Source organism: Stenotrophomonas sp. YJH_SMC_46, assembly GCF_059370315.1.
Genome location: NZ_JCAFTO010000006.1, coordinates 189,035 through 205,114 on the forward strand (window position 1 = coordinate 189,035; position 16,080 = coordinate 205,114).

The following is a 16,080-nucleotide window of genomic DNA, read 5'->3' on the forward strand; positions in this document are numbered from 1 at the left end:
CTGCGGGCTCAGGCACTGAGGTGGTCGCCGCGGTCGAACAATGCGGCCATGTCAGGCTTGGACAGGAACACCCGGGCATAGGCCGTCAGCGCCATGCCCAACGGGCCGGCAAGCACTGCCAGCCATGCCGCGCGCTGGCACCAGGCCAGCCCGGTGCGGCGCGACAGCAGGCGCGCGGTGTGCAGCTGTAAGAAGCCAAGCGCCGCCGCCAACAACGAAATGACCCCGTAGACCGTGGCCAGCGCCGTGCCTTCGTCCACCCCCCGGGAACTGGCGACCAGGCCGATGAAACCGAGGAAGGCCAACGCGGCCAGCCAGTGGAAACCTGCCAGCGCGTAGAACAGCACCTTCAGCGTCTGCAGGTGGCTGGCCAACTGCAGCTGCGCCAGGGTCTGCTGTGGCAATGGCGGAGGCGCGCCCGGCATCGTCATGCAGCCGTGCCAGCTGCATCGAAGGCGGCCTTCACCTGCGGGCGCAGCAGTGTGACCAGGGTGAAAACCCCTAGAACGGTGCCCAGCGGCGCGAACAGGCAGAGCAGGCCGGCCACGATCAGGCACAGCAGGTAACGACGCCGCCGGGCCACGCAGCGGCCGGCATGGATGACGAATGCGGCCATGCCCAGGCCGCCGGCGACGAACACGGTCCCCAGGACCGTGAACACCCAGCCGAACAGGCGCTGTTCGGCCGGCGACGAGGGCTGGCCCCCGGAGTTCATCGGCAGATGGCCGCTCAGCGCACTGATGCCGAGCACGATGTACAGAATGAAAAACAGCGAGAGCAGCGCAATCAGGCCACCGAACACATAGTGGGCGATGGACAGCGCGCGCAGGTGGTCAGCGTCCTGCCTGCTGAAGACCGGCACCGCCGCCAACGGCGGTGGTACCGGGGTGGGTGCCAGGGGGGGCGTTGCGTCCATGCGGGCTCCTGGTTGCCGGGCTCAGCCGATGTGGACGCGCTCGGCGCCTTCGGCGGTGACCACCTGGCCGATGGTCCAGTGCTCCAGGCCCTGCGCCCTGACCGCCTCGGACACGGCAGCCTCCTGGTCCGGCGCGACGATCAGCACGAAGCCGATGCCGCAGTTGAAGGTGCGCCACATCTCGCTGTCGGCAACGGCGCCTTCCTTCTGCAGCCACTGGAATACCGGCGGCAGGGTCCAGGACGAGGCCTGGATGTCCAGGCCGAGGCCGTCGGGCACCACGCGGATGATGTTCTCGGTCAGCCCGCCACCGGTGATGTGGGCCATGCCGTGAATGGCCTCGCCGTGTGACTTCAGCAGCGCCAGGATCGGCTTGACGTACAGGCGGGTCGGCGCCATCAGCGCATCGACCAGCTTCACGCCGCCTTCCAGCTCCAGCTCGGCCGGGCGGCCGGCACGGTCGTAGATGCGGCGCACCAGCGAGTAGCCGTTGGAGTGCGGGCCGGACGAGGCGATGCCGATCAGCACGTCGCCGGCAGCCACGCTGGCGCCGTCCTTCAGCTCGCTCTTCTCGACCGCGGCCACCGTGAAGCCGGCCAGGTCGTATTCGCCCGGGGCATACATGTCGGGCATTTCAGCGGTTTCACCACCGATCAGCGCGCAGCCGGCCTCGGTGCAGCCGTTGGCGATGCCGCCCACGACCGCCGCGGCGGTGTCGATGTCCAGCTTGCCGGTCGCGAAGTAGTCCAGGAAGAACAGCGGCTCGGCACCCTGTACCAGCACGTCGTTCACGCACATGGCGACCAGGTCGATGCCGATCGTATCGTGGCGGTTCAGCTGGTGCGCCAGCTTCAGCTTGGTGCCCACGCCGTCGGTACCCGACACCAGCACCGGCTCGCGGTACTTGTTGGACAGGTCGAACAGGGCGCCGAAGCCGCCCAGGCCGCCCATCACTTCCGGCCGGAAGCTGCGCTTGACCAGGGGCTTGATCCGCTCGACCAGCTCGTTGCCGGCGTCGATGTCGACACCCGCGTCACGATAGGTAAGGGGGGAGGGGGCGGAAGACGGGGTGTTGGTCACGGGCGTCGGCGCTGGCAGGGGTTGAACGGGCGATTTTAACAGGCCGCATTGGCGCAAAGGCCGTATTCGGGCAACAATTCCCCCGGATACGTCGAGCCAATGGATGTCCTGATGCGCCGCAGCCTGATTCTGACCCTGCTCCTTGCGCTGAGCCTGCCGGTGGCCACGATGGCCCAGAGCGGCCTTCGCACCGAGGGTGATGTCGCCACCGCCAGTGGCGCGTACGAGGCCGAAGTGCCCGTCAACAGCCAAGCCGAAGCCGATCGCAACGGCGCCCTGGCCCGCGCCCTGAGCGTGGTACTGGGCAAGCTGTCCGGTGATCGCAACGTGATGTCGCGCCCGGGTGTGGTGCAGGCACTGCGCAATGCCAAGGACTACGTGGCCAGCTACGACTACAAGCAGGACCAGAGCGTAGGTGCCAGCGGCGCGCCGAGCTTCCGGACCCTGCTGGTGGCCCGTTTTCGCGAGGACGACGTCGATTCGCTGGTCTCGGCGCTGGGCCTGCCGCTGTGGCCGCAGCCGCGACCGAAGCCGGTGGTGTGGCTGGCCGTGGATGACGGCAGCGGCCCGCGCCTGGTCAGCGTGCAGCAGGCCAATGCCGCCCGCCCACTGCTGAACCGCGCCATCGAGCGCGGCTACAAGCTCGGCCTGCCCAGCGGTGGTGCCGCCGAGCAGGCGCTGGCCGGTGCCATCTGGCGCCAGGACAGTGCCGCCGTGGCCCGCGCCTCCTCGCGCTACTCACCGCCGATGCAGCTGATCGGCAAGCTCTACCGCGCCAACGGCGGCTGGCAGGCGGACTGGGTGTTCGTCGACAACGGCCGTGAGCTGAACAAGTGGACCAGCAAGGACGCCAACGCCATGCGGGCGATGGCGGCCGGCGCCGATGGCGCCGCCGATGCGCTGGTCAGGCGCTATGCGAAGGCCGGCGCCGCCGTCGGCCAGGCCGGAACCTACCGCGTGGTGGTCACCGGCATCAACAGTGCCGACGACTACCTGCGCCTTGCCGCCGGCCTGCGCGAGGTGCCGGTGGTGCGCAACGTCACCCCGCTGCATGCTTCGGCCGGCCAGCTGGAGCTGAGCCTGGAGATGACCACCGGCCTGGCCGGCTTCAACCGCATGCTGGGCGACAACGGTGTACTGGTGCCGAGCGCGCCGCTGCCGGCCCTGCCGACGCCGATCGACGACACCACCGGTGCCCCGGTCGCAGCACCGGTCAGCAATGAGTACCGCCTGCGATGACCCTGACCCCGGAAGCGGAAATCGCGCAGTTCCTGCGCCGGCTGAAGTACATCCTGTTCGCCGGCCTGGTCGGCTGGGTGGTGTGGCTGCTGGCCCCGATCCTGACCCCGTTCGTGCTGGCGCTGGCGCTGGCCTGGCTGGGCGACCCGCTGGTGGACCGCATCGAGGCCACCGGCCGCTCGCGCATGACCGGCGTGGTGCTGGTGTTCGCGGCGATGGTGCTGGTGATCGTGGCGCTGCTGCTGGTGCTGGTGCCGATGATCGAGCGCCAGATCACCACCCTGATCGCGGTCGCGCCGCAGGCGCAGGCGTGGCTGATGGAAAAGGGGATTCCCTGGTTCGAGCAGAAGACCGGCCTGGAAGTGATGCAGTGGCTGGATCCGGACCGCCTGATCGAGTGGGTGCGCAGCCACTGGCAGCAGGCCGGCGGCGTCGCCACCACGTTCATGGGCTACGTCTCGCGTTCGGGTTTTGCGATGGTGACCTGGGTGGTCAACATCCTGCTGCTGCCGATCCTGGCGTTCTACTTCCTGCGCGACTGGGACAAGCTGGTCGAGCGGGTGGCCTCGGTGATTCCGCGCAACCACATCGGCACCATCACTGCGCTGGCGCGTGAGTCCAACGAGGTGCTGGGGGCGTTCATCCGCGGCCAGTTCCTGGTGATGCTGGCGTTGGGCGTGATCTACGCCGGCGGCCTGTCGCTGGTAGGCCTCAAGCTGGGCCTGCTGATTGGCCTGATTGCCGGCCTGATCAGCTTCATCCCCTACCTGGGCGCGACCACCGGCGTGCTGATGGCGGTGATTGCCGCGCTGGTGCAGGCACAGGGCTTCGACCTGAAGCTGCTGATCCTGGTCGGCGTGGTGTTCACCGTGGGCCAGCTGCTGGAGAGCTACGTACTGACCCCGCGCATTGTCGGCGACAAGATCGGCCTGCATCCGGTGGCGGTGATCTTCGCGGTGATGGCCGGCGGCCAGCTGTTCGGCTTCCTCGGCATGCTGCTGGCGCTGCCGGTGGCGGCGGTGACGAACGTGCTGCTGCGCTATGCCCACCAGCGTTACCGCCAGAGCGAGCTGTACGTGGGCGAGAAGCCGGCGATCGTGCTTGATGGCGTGGTCGACGCCCCCCATATCATCGTTCCGACCGACAAGGGCCCCGACCTGAAGTGATGGGCGTGCCGCAACTGCCGCTGGCCCTGCATTACCCGCGGGACCAGCGCCTGGAGACCTTCATCGGCGCGCCGGATGGCGCGCTGGCGCAGCTGCGTGCGATCGCGGTCGGCGCCAGCCACGATTGGGTCTACCTGGAAGGCGCGGCGGGCACCGGCAAGACCCACCAGGCGCTGGCGACGTGCTCCAGCGCCGAGCAGGCCGGGCGCCTGCCGACGTACGTGCCACTGGCCAGCGCCGCCGGCCGCGTTCGTGCAGCGCTCGACGGGCTGGACGCACGTGAACTGGTGGCGCTGGACGGGCTGGACGAGGTTGCCGGCAACCGCGAGGACGAGATCGCGCTGTTTGATTTCCACAACCGCGCGCGTGCAGCAGGCGTGACCGTGCTCTACACCGCGCAGAAGGCACCGGGCGAGCTGGGCCTGGTGCTGCCGGACCTGCGTTCGCGGCTGGGCCAGTGCGTGCGCGTGCTGCTGCAGCCGCTGGATGAGGAAGGTCGTGCTGCGGTGCTGCGCGAGCGCGCGCTGCGACGCGGCCTGGCCATCGACGAAGCGGCCATCGAGTGGCTGCTGTCGCACACCGGGCGCGAGCTGGGTGGGTTGATCACGCTGCTGGACTGGCTGGACCGCGAATCGCTGGCGGCGAAGCGGCGGATCACCGTGCCGTTCCTGCGCCAGGTGCTGGAAGAAGGCCGGCCTCGTTACTGAGGGTGGGGTTTGTTTGCAGGGCTGCGCCCTGCACCCGCCGAAGCCGAAGCAACGTCAACGTCAACTTCAAAGGCTGGCTTCCTGAGGGGAGGCGGGGTGGCTCAGGTTGCGGGGGACGGCGCAAGTACGTCCATGTAGCCTCGATCGCGCCATCCATGGCGCTCACGCCCCCGCAACCGGACCCACCCCGCCTTCGACAGGTTCCCGCGATCTGCCGGGACTGCGCACTGCACTCCTGACTACTGACTGCTGTTGGTGGGTGACGACCGTTGGCCGTCACCAGAGCGAGCGCAGCGAAGCGATCCGCTTTTGATTTTCTTTTTCTTTTCCGTGGCTGGACGCGCACGGAAACTGTCAGAGGCCGGTCGGCGTGGGCTGCGCAGGGGCGTGAGCCGCATGGATGCGGCGACCGAGCTTACATGGACGTACTTGCAGCGTCCCCTGCGCAGCCCACCCCGACCGGCCAAGCACGGCTTCTGCTTTCAATGAGTCCAGCCACGAGGGGCTCAGCCGTTCGCCGCCAACTCAGCATCCAGCGCGCGCAGCCGATCCACGGTCCCGACATCGGTCCAGCGCCCGCGATGGTGCTGCCCGGTCATCAACCCCCGCGCCATGAAATGCTTCTGCAGCGGCACCACCGAGAACTTCGGCGGCAGCCGCTCGCTGCCCGGCGCATCGCCGATCACCGCGCGCCAGTCGGCCACGATGGAGGGGCGATACACGCCGATGCCGGCATAGGTCAGGCACGGCCCTGCGCGGTCGTGGTGCAGCAGGCCCTGCGCATCGAGTCGGTAGTCACCGTCGGGGTGTTGCGCCGGATTGTCGACCAGCACCAGGTGTGCCTGGCCCTGCGGCTCGCGCGGCAGCGTGGCGAAATCGAAATCGGTCCAGATATCGCCGTTCACCACCAGGAACGGGGCATCGCCCAGCACCGGCAATGCGTTGAGGATGCCGCCGCCGGTTTCCAGCGGGGTCTGCCCTTCGTAAAGGAAATGCAGGCGCAGGCCCCATTGGCTGCCATCGCCCAGCGTTGCAGGGAACTGCTCGGCCAGCCACGCGGTGTTGACCACCACCTCGCGCACGCCGAGTGCGGCCAGGCGTTCCAGGTGCCAGACGATCAGCGGCTTGCCAGCCACTTCCAGCAGCGGCTTGGGCGTGTGCAGGGTCAGCGGGCGCATGCGCTCGCCGAGGCCGGCGGCAAAGACCAGCGCCTTCATCGGGCCACGCGCATCGGTGCACCCAGCTCGGCCAGCGCCGGCTTGATGCGCTCGTCCAGCAGCTGCTGCAGCGGTGCCAGCTCGCGGTAGCGCGGCAGTACTTCATCCAGGTAGCCGATGAAGCGCGGCGCGTCGTCCAGGTAATGGCCCTTGTTGTCGCGGTAGCGCAGGCGGCAGAACAGGCCAAGGATCTTCACGTGGCGCTGGATACCCATCCAGTCGGCATCGCGCAGGAAGGTGGCGCGGTCGGGTACCGGCAGGCCGGCGTCGCGTGCGCGCTCGTGGTACTGCGCCAGCCACTCGTCCACGCGCTGCAGCGGCCAGCTCAGGAAGGCGTCCTTGAACAGGCTCACCGCATCGTAGGCGATCGGGCCACGCACCAGGTCCTGGAAATCCAGCACCGCGGGGCCGTCGTCGACCGGCATCAGGTTGCGCGGCATGTAGTCGCGGTGGGTCATCAGCTGGGCCTGGCCCAATGCGTTGTCCATCAACCGGCGGTGTACCAGCTGCAGCCCTTCGATCTCGCCGCAGTCCAGTTCCAGCTGCAGGTGGCGTTGCAGGAACCATTCGTCGAACAGGCCGGCATCGCGCTGCAGCAGCGCTTCGCCGAACTGGCCGAAGTCGGCCGGTACCGGGATCGCCTGCAGGCGCAGCAGCTGTTCGATCGAACGGCCGAACCATTCATCGGCGTTGCGCTCGTCGAGGATCCTGGCCAGGGTCGGGCCGCCGAGATCTTCCAGCAGCAGGAAGCCGGCTTCCAGGTCCTGCGCCAGCAATGCAGGCACGCGCAGGCCGTTGTCGTGCAGCAGGCCGCGCATGCGCAGCCACGGCCGCGGATCTTCCAGCCCCGGCGGAGCGTCCATCACGATGTGGCTGCCGCGCGTGCTGGTGGTACGCCAGTAGCTGCGCATGCCGGCATCCACCGAAGCGCGTTCGACTACCGCGTTGGCGTCATCGAGCTGGGTACGGGCCCACTGCAGGCGCTGCGCGCTGCGCTGGGGATCGGAGGCGGGTTCGGTCATGCGGGCATATCCGGGCGCGCCGGGCGCGCCAACGTCGGGAGCAGGGGGAAGGAGGGACGGGGTCAGCGGCGGCCGCTGAACAGGCGCAGGACGGCCAGCACGGCCACCGCGCCCACTACCGCACCGAGGAAACCGGCCGGTTCGCCGGGAGCGTACCAGCCCATGTACTGGCCGAACCAACCGGCCACCAGCGCGCCAATGATGCCCAGCACGATGGTCAGCAGGCAGCCCATGCGGTTGTTGCCGGGCATGAAGAAGCGCCCGAGTAGGCCGACGACGAAGCCGACCAGCAGGATGTACAGCCAGCTGCTGCTGCCGAACAGACCATTCATGTGCATGTGTTCCGCTTTGGGTGGACGCAGCCTAGCAAGGCCAGGCTGCGTCCGTCACGGTGTGCCGTAATCAGCAGCAGCCGTGGTCGCCGTGGCGGGTGCCGCTGTCGGCAGCCACCGGCGAACCGCTGGTCTCGCCGCGCAGGCTGGCGGCATAGTGCTCGCTGATCACCTTGGACACGCAGGCGGTGACCTTCTTGCCCATCGGGATGTGCAGGAACTCGTTGGGGCCATGTGCATTGGAATGCGGGCCGAGCACGCCGGTGATCATGAACTGCGCGCCCGGGAACTTCTCGCCCAGCATGCCCATGAACGGGATCGAGCCGCCTTCGCCCATGTACATCGCCGGCTTGCCGAAGAAAGCCTGGCTGGCGTCGTCAATGGCCTGGGTCAGCCACGGCGCCATGGCCGGTGCGTTCCAGCCGGTGGAGGCCTTTTCCAGGTCCAGGGTGACCTGCGCGCCGTTCGGCGGGTCGCGCAGCAGTGCTTCCTTCAACAGTTCGCCGCAGGTCTTGCCATCGGCAGTCGGCGGCAGGCGCAGCGAGAGCTTCACCGAGGTCTGCGGACGCAGCACGTTGCCGGCCGATTCCAGCGGCGGCATGCCACCGACGCCGGTGACCGACAGCGCCGGGCGCCAGGTGCGATTGAGCACCAGCTCGGTCAGGTCCTCGTTCATGGGGCGCAGGCCGTCGACCATCGGGAACTTCTCGAAGATCTCGGTATCCACCACTTCGGCCGCGCGCTTGGCCTGTTCCAGGCGTTCGGCCGGGATTTCCACGTTCATGCCGTCGATCAGGATGCGGCCGGTGTCCTGGTCCTCGATGCGCGACAGCAGCTGGCGCAGCAGGCGGAAGCTGGACGGCACCACGCCGGAGGCATCGCCGGAATGCACGCCTTCGTTGAGCACCTTCACGGTGAAGTTGCCGCCGGTCAGGCCGCGCAGCGAGGTGGTGCACCACAGCTGGTCGTAGTTGGCGCAGCCCGAATCCAGGCAGACCACCAGCGACGGCTTGCCGATGCGGTCGGCCAGGTGGTCGACGTAGGCCGGCAGGTCGTAGCTGCCCGATTCTTCACAGGCTTCGATCAGCACCACGCAGCGGGCGTGCGGCAGGCCCTGGGCCTGCAGCGCCAGCACCGCGGCCAGCGAGCCGAAGATGGCGTAGCCGTCATCCGCACCGCCGCGGCCATACAGTTTGTCGCCGCGCAGGACCGGGGTCCACGGGCCGAGATCGTCGTCCCAGCCGGTCATTTCCGGCTGCTTGTCCAGATGGCCGTACAGCAGGATGGTGTCGTCGCCGGTTTCCGGGCCGGAGGCCGGAATTTCCAGGAAGATCAGCGGGGTGCGGCCTTCCAGGCGCACCACTTCAACCTTCAGGCCGGGCAGCTGCTGGGCCTTGGCCCAGTTCTCCATCAGCGTGACCGCCTGTTCCATGTAGCCGTTCTGCACCCAATTGGCGTCGAACATCGGCGACTTGTTGGGAATGCGGATGTAGTCGACCAACTGCGGGACGATTTCACTGTCCCACTTGTCATTGACGAATTGGCCGAGCTTGGCGCTGTCCATCTGAAACTCCGGTTGCATGGGCTGATCCCGCCATTCTACGCCTGTGCCACGGGTAGGGTTTTTCCTACATCACGTCGGGTATTTGGCTGGCTTTTAGAAATCCAGGAAACCGATAGGCTGTGTGCATGTGGTGACGGACACTGTTCCTACCGACGGGATTGCCGGTCGGGACGTCCAGAATCACAAGGAGATACACGTCGTGCCTTGGAGTGTCGTGTTGAGGGCACTGGTGCTGGTCGTGTGGATCGCTGGGGCGCATGCCGCCGAACCGATCGACATCAACCGCGCCGATGCCCAGGCGCTGCAGCAGGGATTGACGATGGTCGGAGCCGCCAAGGCCGAGGCGATCGTCGAGCACCGGCGCAGACACGGCCCGTTTCATCGCGTCGAGGACTTGGCGCAGGTGAAGGGGATAGGGAAAGCCATCGTCGAACGGAATCGACAGCGGATCACCGTAGGCAACAGGTTGTTGCCGGCGGATCCGGTACCTGGATCGGTACCGGTGCGAACCGTACCGAGGCGCTGACAGCAGGAATCGTCGGAACCGGCAGGACGCTGGTTCACCGGTCACGGACAGGACGCCCGTGACCACCGACCGCCGCAGGACGCGGCACCACTCACCAGGATGGTGGCATCACAGACCTGTGGAAGGGGCTGAGATACAAACAGGACAGACGCGGCCGCGTGCAGGATGCAACGCTACCCCCACAGCGCAGGATGCGAGGGGGCGGCAGCAGGCCGACAAGGACGTAACGATTGCCCGGTACGACACATGGCTGTGTCGCCGGGCAGTTTCATTTCCGGCGCCTGGTTTTGCCGCGGCCACCACGGGCCGATGGTGTACGGTGGCCGCTCCGCATGGAAAGGACCCCGCTGGATGCTTGTGCACCGCCCCACCACCCTGATGCTCGCCTTGGCACTGACCCTGCCACTGCAGGCCCACGCCGCTGCGCCTACGCCGGCCGCCAAGCCTGCAGCTGCCGCTGCGGCCACCGCCGAGGTACGCGGACCGACCGACCTCAAGCCGGGCGAATACCTGTGGCATCCGGAAATCTCGCCGACCGGCCCGATCGTGCTGGTGGTCAGCCTCGATGAGCAGCGCGCCTATGTCTACCGCAACGGTATTGCCATCGGCCTGACCACGATCAGCTCGGGCAAGGCCGGGCACGAGACGCCGACCGGCGTGTTCACCATCCTGCAGAAGGACAAGGACCACAGGTCCAACCTCTACAACAGCGCGCCGATGCCGTACATGCAGCGGCTGACCTGGGACGGTATCGCTCTGCATGGCGGCAGCCTGCCCGGGCATCCCGCCTCGCACGGCTGCGTGCGCCTGCCGCAGGCCTTCGCGCAGAAGCTGTTCAGCGAAACCCAGCGTGGCGATACCGTGGTCGTGGCCGATGCCAAGAGCTCGCCGATGACCCTGGCCTATCCGTCGGTACTGGCACCCGTGAATGCGCGTGGGCAGGCCCTGCCGGAGGCAGAGGGCGGAGCGCCGGCGCAGGCGTGGTGGAACGACAGCGCAGCCCCGGCCGGGCAGGTCGGCATCCTGGTCAGCCTGCACGACCAGCGCCTGTACGTGCTGCGCGATGGGGTGATGATCGGCGAGTCGCCGTTGAAGGCGGACGCGCTGCCGGCCTTCCAGGGGACCACGCTGTTCGTGATGGGGCAGGGTTACAGCGACACCCCCAGCCCGCTGGACGTGAACCAGCGCCTGCACCAGTGGACGGCCTACCCGTTGCTGGGCCAGGACCGCGCCCAGGCCACGCCGGACCTGCTGGCCACGCCCTCGCTGCCGATGGCGCTGCCGGCCGATTTCGCCCGCCAGCTGTACCAGGTGCTGGTGCCGGGCACGACCCTGCTGGTGACCTCGCTGCCGGCGGTCCGCCCAAGCCCGGCTGAATCCGGAATGCAGCCGGTCTTGGAATCCGAGCCGCCAGGGTCCACCCTCAAGGGCAACTGAGACCCCTCGTTGTGCCCATGACTGCATCCCGCCTGTGCCGGCTGGCCGCGTTCGGCCTGCTGGCGACCTCGGCCAGCGCCCCGGCGCTGGCACAGACGCCCGCCCTCGCCACCTCTGCCGATGATCTGGCTGCCCTGCTGTCGCGCAGTGCGCCCAAGGCCGACCGCCACGTGTTGCAGCTGGCGGCGCGCGCCATGCGCTGCGCGCTGCAGCGGCCGGAGCTGGGCATCAACGGTGATCGGCTCAGCGTGATCGATTACTCGCGCCCGTCCACCGAGCCGCGCCTGTGGGTGTTCGACCTGGCCCACCAGCGCCTGCTGTTCGAGGAATGGGTGGCACATGGCCGCAACAGCGGCGAGAACCGCACCGAGCACTTCTCCAACCGCGATGGCAGTTTCATGTCCAGCCTCGGCGCGTTCACCGCGCAGGAAACCTACATGGGCGGCAACGGCTATTCGCTGCGCCTGGCCGGGCTGGAACCGGGCTTCAATGACCGCGCGCGCGATCGCGCGATCGTCATCCACGGCGCACCGTATGTGAACCCGGCCACCGCTCAGCTGCAGGGGCGCTTGGGTCGCAGCCTGGGTTGCCCGGCGGTGCGCCTGTCGGTGGCCAAGCCTCTCATCGACGCATTGCGCGGCGGCACGATGGTGTTTGCTTACTACCCCGACCAGGATTGGCTGAAGCACTCGCAGCTGCTGGCCGGCGGGTGCGGTGGCCAGGGCACGCTCGCCACGCGGTGATGCACGACGGCGCGCGGCATGATGCAATGCGCCGATGAACATCGACTCCCTGCTGCACACTCCGAGCCAGTTGATCTCCAGCCTGGACTACCGCCGCGAACGTTGGCGCAACGGCCTGGGCTGGACCCGCGAGATCCTGCGCCTGCCCGCGCAGGGGGATGACTGGGCGCTGCGCCTGTCCGTGGCCGAAATCGAACAGGACGCCGCGTTCTCCGCCTTCCCCGGCGTGGAGCGCGAACTGGTACTGCTGCAGGGCAATGGCGTGCGTCTTCGCTTCGAGGATGGCCGTGTGGCCCAGGTGCTGCCGCCGCACGGGCGCGTGCGCTTTGCGGGAGAGGAAAGGCTGCACGGCGAACTGGTGGATGGCACCACCCACGATTTCAACCTGATGTGGAAACGCGATCTGCTGCAGGCGGAACTGCTGCATCGGCCGCTGGTGGGCGCGATGTTCTTCTTCTGCGAACCGGGCGTGGCCTGGGCGTTGCATCTGTTGGCCGGTCAGGCGGCGTTCGGTGCCGACAGTGGCCTGCCGCAGCTGCAGGCCGGCGATACCGCGTGGTTGTCAGCGGGTGAACGGCAGCGGCACGCTTTGCAGGGCGGGGGCGAGTTGTTGGTGATCCGGGTCAGTGCGGCGGCGGGATGATGCCTCGGCGCCGGTGGGCGCTATCCACGCCATGCGTGGATGCGGCGACCTCAATACACATCGCGCCGGTAACGACCGGCCAGCAGCAGCGCTTCCTTGTCCGCAGTCCCCAGCACCTGCTCGATCACCGCATCCACCGCCGGGGCCATGCCCTGCAGGCTGCCGCAGACCAGGATCGTGGCGCCCTCATCCACCCACCGCCGCAGTGTTGCCGCTTCGGCCAGCAACCGGTCCTGCACGTAGCGATGCGCGCCGCCGTCGCGGCTGAACACGGCATCCAACCGCGCCAGTGAGCCGTCGGCCAGCATTGCCTGCAGTTCTTCACCGAAGTGGAAGTCGTGCGCGGCGGTGCGCTCACCGAACAGCAGCCAGGTCCGTCGTGCGCCACTGCGGATACGTTCGAGCAGATGCGCGCGCAGGCCGGCGATGCCGGTGCCGTTGCCGATCAGCAGCAGCGGTACATCGGCGGGCACGCCATGGAAATTGTCGTTGCGGCGCAGGCGCAGCTGCACCGGTTCGCCGATGGCCGCGTGGTCGCACAGCCAGCCGCTGCCGATGCCAGGCGTGCCGTCCGCGCGCAGCTGTCGGCGCAGCAGCAGCTCGACCGCACCGTCGGCCATCACCGAGGCGATCGAGTACTCGCGATGCGGGAGCGGTTGCAGGGTCGCCAGCAATGCGGGCAGATCACCCGGAGCAACCAATGAGGGCAGGTGTGAGCGCGCAACGCGTGCCAGCAACGTCTGCCCGTCATCAAGCGCGATGTCCGCATCAAAGCCTTGTGCGTCCAGCCAGGCACGCACGGTGTGCGGTGCATGCTGCGGGCCGATTTCGGCGATGTCACCGGCCTGCCACTGCGCATCTGCATCGGCCGGGGGCTGCAGGCGCAGCCAATACACCGCGCCGCCGGGGCTGCCCGGGTTCAGATGCTCACGTTGCAGCAGCGTCCACGGCTGGTATTCGGCCGGGCTCCAGTCGGGCAGTTCGCTGGCGTCGCCGCTGAGCTGGCCCAGCAATTGCTGCCAATGGCGCAGCGCGGCCGGATCGGCGTTGTCGACCTCGATCGCATCGAACAGCGGATGCGCACCGTGCTGGCGCAGCCATTGGTCGAGCTGGTGGCCGAATCCGCAGAAGTGGCCGTAACTGCGGTCGCCCAGTGCGAGCACGCCGTACTGCAGGTGCTGCAGCGCAGGCGGTGAGGTCATCACGCCGCGCAGGAACGGCAGCGCATGATCGGGTGGGTCGCCTTCGCCAGTGGTGCTGGCGATGAACAATGCACGCTGGCTGACGGCCAGCAGTGTGGCGTCGACCTCATGCAGGCCGCGCACACGCACCGGCACGCCGGCACCGCGCAATGCCTCGGCACTGCGTTCGGCCAGTTCGCGGGCAAAACCGGTCTGGCTGGACCAGACCATCAGGATCGGTGCGACGTCGCCAGAGGCAGCATCGTCGCGCGGTCGCCCACGCCACCGCAGTGCGGCGCAGGCCAGCGCATACAGTGCGGTGGCGATGATCGCGATCTGCGTTTGCCGTGCCGGCGGCGCGCCCTGCCACCAGGCTTCGCCGAGATGCAGTCGCAGCAGCGCCCAGGCGATCAGCGCCAGCAGGAGCAGGACCAGTGCGTTGCCAAGCCACGCGCGCGATGGACGTGCGCTCATGCGTCCTGCTCGTCGAGCAGGCGCTGGAAGGCGCTGCTGAGAAATTCCCGCGGGCCGTCTGCTGCACGCTGCAGGTAGCGTGCAGCCAAGCCTTCGCGTTCGGCCAGCGCCATGCCCTGTTCGTGGCCGAGCACGGTCAGTGCGGTAGCCCAGGCATCGGCGTGCATGGCATCGTCGGCGACCACGGTGACCGCTGCGGCGACCTGGCGTACCGGCATGCCGGTGCGCGGGTCGAGACTATGGCTGAAGGCCTGGCCATCGGCCTGGTACTGGTGCCAGCGATCACCGGAGGTGGCCACCGCCTTGTCCTCCAGCGCCAGCACCCGCGGTGGTGTTTCGGTGTGCGCGTCTTCTTCCGGTGCGGATTCCACCAGTACGCGCCAGGGGTGGCCGTCCGGTTTTCGGCCGTAGCCGGCCAGTTCGCCACCGACCTCGATCAGTGCAGCAGCGATACCCTGATCGCGCAGCCAGGCGGCCACGTGATCGACGCCGAACCCCTTGGCGATCGCAGAGAGATCCAGTTCCAGTCCGCCCGGTTGCAGCAGCGCATCGCTGCGCCATTGCAGGCGCTGCCAACCGCAGCGCTCGCGCGTGGCCTGCACGGTGGCGGCGTCGGGTTGGCGGCGTTCGCCGGCATGTGCACCGAAACCCCACAGTGCCACCAACGGGCCGACGGTGGGATCGAATGCACCATCGCTGGCGGCGGCGATGGCCTGTGCGCAGGCCAGCACCTGGCGGGTTTCAGCCGGCAGCACGCACCATTGGCCCGCGTCGGCGCGGTTGTAGCGACTCAGGTCCGAGCCGGGCTCCCAGGTGCTCATCTGCGCGACCACCGCATCCAGCCGCGCCTGGATGCCGGCATGCAGCGGGTGCAGGTCGCGCTGGTGCGGCGCGACCAGCGACACGCTCCAGGTGGTGCCCATGGTAGTGCCACCGAGGCGGGCGATGTCGAGCAGGGGATCGGTCATGGTGGTGTGCTGCAGATGCGATGCCGGGGCTGCCCGGCATCGCGGTCCACATTACTGCGGCAGCACTTCCAGCGTGGCCACGTAGCTGAGGCGGCGCTTGGCGGCCTGCTTCACCGAGGTCTTGTTGTCCTCGGTGCCGGTCTCCAGCCAGTACATGCCGGCTTCCGGCCAGGTCACCTTGATCTCGCCCTTGGCATCGCTGGTCAACTTCAGTTCGTCCTGTGCGTTGCGGTAGCGGGTGGCACCACGCACGATCTCGAATTCCAGGCCGGCGGCCGGCTTGCCATCGACCAGCACGCGGAAGGTGGCTTCCTCGCCGGCGAACAGGTCATTCGGGTGGCCGACGGCGACCAGCTCGATGCCGCGGTTGGTCGGCTTCAGCGCGGTGTCGTTCGGCGCACCGTTGGTGACGAAGGTCTCCACGCGGCCGACCGACTGGCTCACTTCCAGCTTCTTCGCATCCTTCGGCAGTTCACCGAAAGTGGCAACGCTGCCACGCCAGCGCTTGCGCTCGCCGTTCTGCTCGTAGGTGGCGAACAGGCCGTCATTGACCGACGCGATGCGGTAGGTGCCGGGCTGCTTCAGTTCGATGTCGAACACGCTGCGGTACTTGCCGGTGGAGGCGTTCTGCGGCTGCACGGTGCTGCCGTCCGGCGCGGTGATCACCAGCGATTCCAGGCGCAGCGGCACGTGGTTGAAATAGAACAGGTCGTTGGAGACCGCACCGTCGACAGTGATCCACGGCGCGTTGCCGGCGATCACGGTCTGCGAGGGCAGCAGCCAGGCCTTGTGGGCCAGGGCGGAGAAGGGAAGGGCAGCGGCCAGGGCGGCGGCGAGGACGAGCGTGCGCTTCATGCGGAGGACT

At 68.2% G+C, this 16,080-nt stretch carries 17 protein-coding genes; 7 read left to right on the plus strand and 10 right to left on the minus strand.

Annotation, left to right across the window (positions count from 1 at the left end; translation table 11 throughout):
• Positions 1-8: 8 nt before the first annotated feature.
• From AC5P8C_RS18490 to purM, 3 genes are read right to left on the minus strand one after another with little or no spacing between them, the layout of a single operon-like run.
• Positions 9-431 (minus strand): hypothetical protein, encoded by a 423-nt coding sequence (locus AC5P8C_RS18490; protein WP_495219204.1) that lies wholly within the window; start codon positions 429-431, stop codon positions 9-11.
• On the minus strand, positions 428-916 hold the full coding sequence (locus tag AC5P8C_RS18495; protein ID WP_019659437.1) for a hypothetical protein: 489 nt from the start codon (positions 914-916) through the stop codon (positions 428-430). Before AC5P8C_RS18495 ends, AC5P8C_RS18490 begins: the two co-directional genes overlap by 4 nt.
• Before the next feature lie 21 nt (positions 917-937).
• On the minus strand, positions 938-1,996 hold the full coding sequence (purM, locus tag AC5P8C_RS18500) for a phosphoribosylformylglycinamidine cyclo-ligase (RefSeq protein ID WP_019659436.1): 1,059 nt from the start codon (positions 1,994-1,996) through the stop codon (positions 938-940).
• A 99-nt stretch (positions 1,997-2,095) separates the two neighbouring features.
• Between purM and AC5P8C_RS18505 the strand changes: the two genes are divergently transcribed.
• The 3 genes from AC5P8C_RS18505 to hda are packed head-to-tail and all read left to right on the plus strand — an operon-like array spanning position 2,096 to position 5,108.
• Positions 2,096-3,235, plus strand: a complete 1,140-nt coding sequence (locus AC5P8C_RS18505) for a DUF2066 domain-containing protein (RefSeq protein ID WP_019659435.1) — start codon at positions 2,096-2,098, stop codon at positions 3,233-3,235.
• The gene (locus tag AC5P8C_RS18510; RefSeq protein WP_111099197.1) at positions 3,232-4,401 is read left to right on the plus strand and encodes an AI-2E family transporter; all 1,170 of its coding nucleotides are present in this window, start codon (positions 3,232-3,234) and stop codon (positions 4,399-4,401) included. The genes AC5P8C_RS18505 and AC5P8C_RS18510 overlap by 4 nt, the downstream gene beginning before the upstream one ends.
• On the plus strand, positions 4,401-5,108 hold the full coding sequence (gene hda / locus AC5P8C_RS18515; protein WP_019659433.1) for a DnaA regulatory inactivator Hda: 708 nt from the start codon (positions 4,401-4,403) through the stop codon (positions 5,106-5,108). Before AC5P8C_RS18510 ends, hda begins: the two co-directional genes overlap by 1 nt.
• A 506-nt stretch (positions 5,109-5,614) precedes the next feature.
• Here hda and murU read toward each other — a convergent pair.
• The 4 genes from murU to AC5P8C_RS18535 all read right to left on the minus strand — a co-directional run bounded on the left by murU (position 5,615) and on the right by AC5P8C_RS18535 (position 9,243).
• A complete protein-coding gene (gene murU / locus AC5P8C_RS18520) occupies positions 5,615-6,325 on the minus strand; it encodes an N-acetylmuramate alpha-1-phosphate uridylyltransferase MurU (RefSeq protein ID WP_019659432.1) in 711 nt (236 codons plus the stop codon).
• On the minus strand, positions 6,322-7,347 hold the full coding sequence (locus AC5P8C_RS18525; RefSeq protein WP_019659431.1) for an aminoglycoside phosphotransferase family protein: 1,026 nt from the start codon (positions 7,345-7,347) through the stop codon (positions 6,322-6,324). The genes murU and AC5P8C_RS18525 overlap by 4 nt, the downstream gene beginning before the upstream one ends.
• Positions 7,348-7,409: 62 nt before the next feature.
• The gene (locus tag AC5P8C_RS18530; protein ID WP_019659430.1) at positions 7,410-7,679 is read right to left on the minus strand and encodes a GlsB/YeaQ/YmgE family stress response membrane protein; all 270 of its coding nucleotides are present in this window, start codon (positions 7,677-7,679) and stop codon (positions 7,410-7,412) included.
• A gap of 70 nt (positions 7,680-7,749) precedes the next feature.
• A complete protein-coding gene (locus AC5P8C_RS18535; protein WP_233653161.1) occupies positions 7,750-9,243 on the minus strand; it encodes a M20 family metallopeptidase in 1,494 nt (497 codons plus the stop codon).
• A gap of 214 nt (positions 9,244-9,457) precedes the next feature.
• Here AC5P8C_RS18535 and AC5P8C_RS18540 point away from each other — a divergent pair, with 214 nt between their 5' ends.
• The 4 genes from AC5P8C_RS18540 to AC5P8C_RS18555 all read left to right on the plus strand — a co-directional run bounded on the left by AC5P8C_RS18540 (position 9,458) and on the right by AC5P8C_RS18555 (position 12,592).
• Positions 9,458-9,769 (plus strand): ComEA family DNA-binding protein, encoded by a 312-nt coding sequence (locus AC5P8C_RS18540; protein ID WP_224329378.1) that lies wholly within the window; start codon positions 9,458-9,460, stop codon positions 9,767-9,769.
• Between the two features lie 351 nt (positions 9,770-10,120).
• Positions 10,121-11,206 (plus strand): L,D-transpeptidase, encoded by a 1,086-nt coding sequence (locus AC5P8C_RS18545; RefSeq protein ID WP_019659427.1) that lies wholly within the window; start codon positions 10,121-10,123, stop codon positions 11,204-11,206.
• 17 nt (positions 11,207-11,223) lie between these two features.
• Positions 11,224-11,949 carry a murein L,D-transpeptidase catalytic domain family protein gene (locus AC5P8C_RS18550; RefSeq protein ID WP_019659426.1) on the plus strand — a complete coding sequence of 242 codons (726 nt, stop codon included), beginning with the start codon at positions 11,224-11,226 and terminating at the stop codon, positions 11,947-11,949.
• Positions 11,950-11,983: 34 nt separating this feature from the next.
• Positions 11,984-12,592: a HutD/Ves family protein gene (locus AC5P8C_RS18555; protein ID WP_495219205.1), complete on the plus strand. Its 609-nt coding sequence runs from the start codon at positions 11,984-11,986 to the stop codon at positions 12,590-12,592.
• A gap of 50 nt (positions 12,593-12,642) precedes the next feature.
• On the opposite strand, the gene AC5P8C_RS18560 is transcribed toward AC5P8C_RS18555, so the two are convergent.
• The 3 genes from AC5P8C_RS18560 to AC5P8C_RS18570 are packed head-to-tail and all read right to left on the minus strand — an operon-like array spanning position 12,643 to position 16,070.
• Positions 12,643-14,247 carry a sulfite reductase subunit alpha gene (locus AC5P8C_RS18560; protein ID WP_495219206.1) on the minus strand — a complete coding sequence of 535 codons (1,605 nt, stop codon included), beginning with the start codon at positions 14,245-14,247 and terminating at the stop codon, positions 12,643-12,645.
• Positions 14,244-15,215, minus strand: coding sequence for an FAD:protein FMN transferase (locus AC5P8C_RS18565; protein ID WP_495219208.1), 972 nt, complete (start codon positions 15,213-15,215; stop codon positions 14,244-14,246). Before AC5P8C_RS18565 ends, AC5P8C_RS18560 begins: the two co-directional genes overlap by 4 nt.
• A 51-nt stretch (positions 15,216-15,266) precedes the next feature.
• Positions 15,267-16,070 (minus strand): DUF4198 domain-containing protein, encoded by an 804-nt coding sequence (locus AC5P8C_RS18570; RefSeq protein ID WP_019659422.1) that lies wholly within the window; start codon positions 16,068-16,070, stop codon positions 15,267-15,269.
• Positions 16,071-16,080: the final 10 nt, after the last annotated feature.

Bases quoted from the DNA above. Each gene is read 5' to 3' on its own strand.
- AC5P8C_RS18490 (WP_495219204.1), bottom strand. From the start codon at position 431: ATGACGATGCCGGGCGCGCCTCCGCCATTGCCACAGCAGACCCTGGCG.
- AC5P8C_RS18495 (WP_019659437.1), bottom strand. From the start codon at position 916: ATGGACGCAACGCCCCCCCTGGCACCCACCCCGGTACCACCGCCGTTG.
- AC5P8C_RS18505 (WP_019659435.1), top strand. From the start codon at position 2,096: ATGGATGTCCTGATGCGCCGCAGCCTGATTCTGACCCTGCTCCTTGCG.
- AC5P8C_RS18510 (WP_111099197.1), top strand. From the start codon at position 3,232: ATGACCCTGACCCCGGAAGCGGAAATCGCGCAGTTCCTGCGCCGGCTG.
- hda (WP_019659433.1), top strand. From the start codon at position 4,401: ATGGGCGTGCCGCAACTGCCGCTGGCCCTGCATTACCCGCGGGACCAG.
- murU (WP_019659432.1), bottom strand. From the start codon at position 6,325: ATGAAGGCGCTGGTCTTTGCCGCCGGCCTCGGCGAGCGCATGCGCCCG.
- AC5P8C_RS18525 (WP_019659431.1), bottom strand. From the start codon at position 7,347: ATGACCGAACCCGCCTCCGATCCCCAGCGCAGCGCGCAGCGCCTGCAG.
- AC5P8C_RS18530 (WP_019659430.1), bottom strand. From the start codon at position 7,679: ATGAATGGTCTGTTCGGCAGCAGCAGCTGGCTGTACATCCTGCTGGTC.
- AC5P8C_RS18535 (WP_233653161.1), bottom strand. From the start codon at position 9,243: ATGGACAGCGCCAAGCTCGGCCAATTCGTCAATGACAAGTGGGACAGT.
- AC5P8C_RS18545 (WP_019659427.1), top strand. From the start codon at position 10,121: ATGCTTGTGCACCGCCCCACCACCCTGATGCTCGCCTTGGCACTGACC.
- AC5P8C_RS18550 (WP_019659426.1), top strand. From the start codon at position 11,224: ATGACTGCATCCCGCCTGTGCCGGCTGGCCGCGTTCGGCCTGCTGGCG.
- AC5P8C_RS18555 (WP_495219205.1), top strand. From the start codon at position 11,984: ATGAACATCGACTCCCTGCTGCACACTCCGAGCCAGTTGATCTCCAGC.
- AC5P8C_RS18560 (WP_495219206.1), bottom strand. From the start codon at position 14,247: ATGAGCGCACGTCCATCGCGCGCGTGGCTTGGCAACGCACTGGTCCTG.
- AC5P8C_RS18565 (WP_495219208.1), bottom strand. From the start codon at position 15,215: ATGACCGATCCCCTGCTCGACATCGCCCGCCTCGGTGGCACTACCATG.
- AC5P8C_RS18570 (WP_019659422.1), bottom strand. From the start codon at position 16,070: ATGAAGCGCACGCTCGTCCTCGCCGCCGCCCTGGCCGCTGCCCTTCCC.